General features: G+C 72.6%; 2 protein-coding genes. Both read right to left on the bottom strand.

The window, feature by feature from the left end:
- Nucleotides 1–101: 101 nt before the first annotated feature.
- Nucleotides 102–386, bottom strand: coding sequence for a hypothetical protein (locus ACFXGA_RS40250; RefSeq protein ID WP_378098508.1), 285 nt, complete (start codon nt 384–386; stop codon nt 102–104).
- 18 nt (nt 387–404) lie between these two features.
- Nucleotides 405–764: a hypothetical protein gene (locus ACFXGA_RS40255; RefSeq protein ID WP_378098511.1), complete on the bottom strand. Its 360-nt coding sequence runs from the start codon at nt 762–764 to the stop codon at nt 405–407.
- Between the last annotated feature and the right edge of the window lie 239 nt (nt 765–1,003).

Consider the following 1,003-nt stretch of genomic DNA (forward strand, 5'->3'; position numbering starts at 1 on the left):
CGAGTGCGGGGCGCGCGCGCCCCCCCAGTCGCGCTCCCTCTCGCGGGGGGCGGGGGCGGCGGGCGGGGGGGGGGGCGCCCCCCCCGTGGTCACGCGGAATTTCAGCAGAACCAGCCGTTTTGGACCCAGCCGTCCCGGTGGACGTTGCCGTAGGCGTGGCCGTAGACCCACTGGCGGCTGGGGGAGTAGCGCTGGACGTCGAAGTTCTCGCCGTAGTACAGGGTGCCGATGACGACGCCGGCGGCCGTCGCCCGGACGTACAGGTCCTGGGCGCAGACCTGGCGGACCTCCTGGGCGGAGACCGGGTCGGCGACGGCGGCCGGGGCCGCGATCGCGGTGAGCGCGAGCGCGAAGGCCGCGGCGGTGGTGGTTCGCTTGGTGGGCACGATCGGCTCCTCGGTCGCTCAGTCGAAGGCGAAGCAGCTGCGCAGCAGGAAGCCCCACTGGCTGTGGTTGTGCCACAGGGACATCGCGGACCGGCCGTCGCCGGTGATGTACCGGACGCCGATCCACGTGCCGCGCGGCAGGACCACGATCGGGTCGCGGTGGACGCCGCCGCTGTAGTTGCCGAACAGGGTGGTGGACTCGCAGGTGGTGTGCGCTTCGCGCATCGGCACCCACGGGTCGTTGACGGTGCCGCTGCCCGCCAGGGCGGTCACCGGGTCGGGCGCGGCGACGGCGGGCGCGGTGGCGGCGGTCGTGGAGAGCACGAGGGCGACCAGGGCGACCAGGACGCCGGAGATCGTGCGCATCGGTCGGTTCACGGACAGGTCCTCTCGGGGCAGGGTGGAGAGCACGCTGACGGTCTGAAAAATCGTTACCGGATCTGACGTGTGCGCGGTGGCTTTTTCACTCGCCCGGTCCAGCGGCCGGCGGGACGTCCCTGCGGGACGCCGAACGCCGACCGGGGCTTGACGGCGGTCCACCGGAGGCGCAATGGTCTGTACCAGCAACCGTGAGAGCGCTCTCAAGACCTGTCTCGGGCGCGTGACCGGCCCTGCAC

The organism is Actinosynnema sp. NPDC059335, from assembly GCF_042752395.1.
In the GTDB taxonomy this organism is placed as follows: Bacteria; Actinomycetota; Actinomycetes; order Mycobacteriales; family Pseudonocardiaceae; genus Actinosynnema.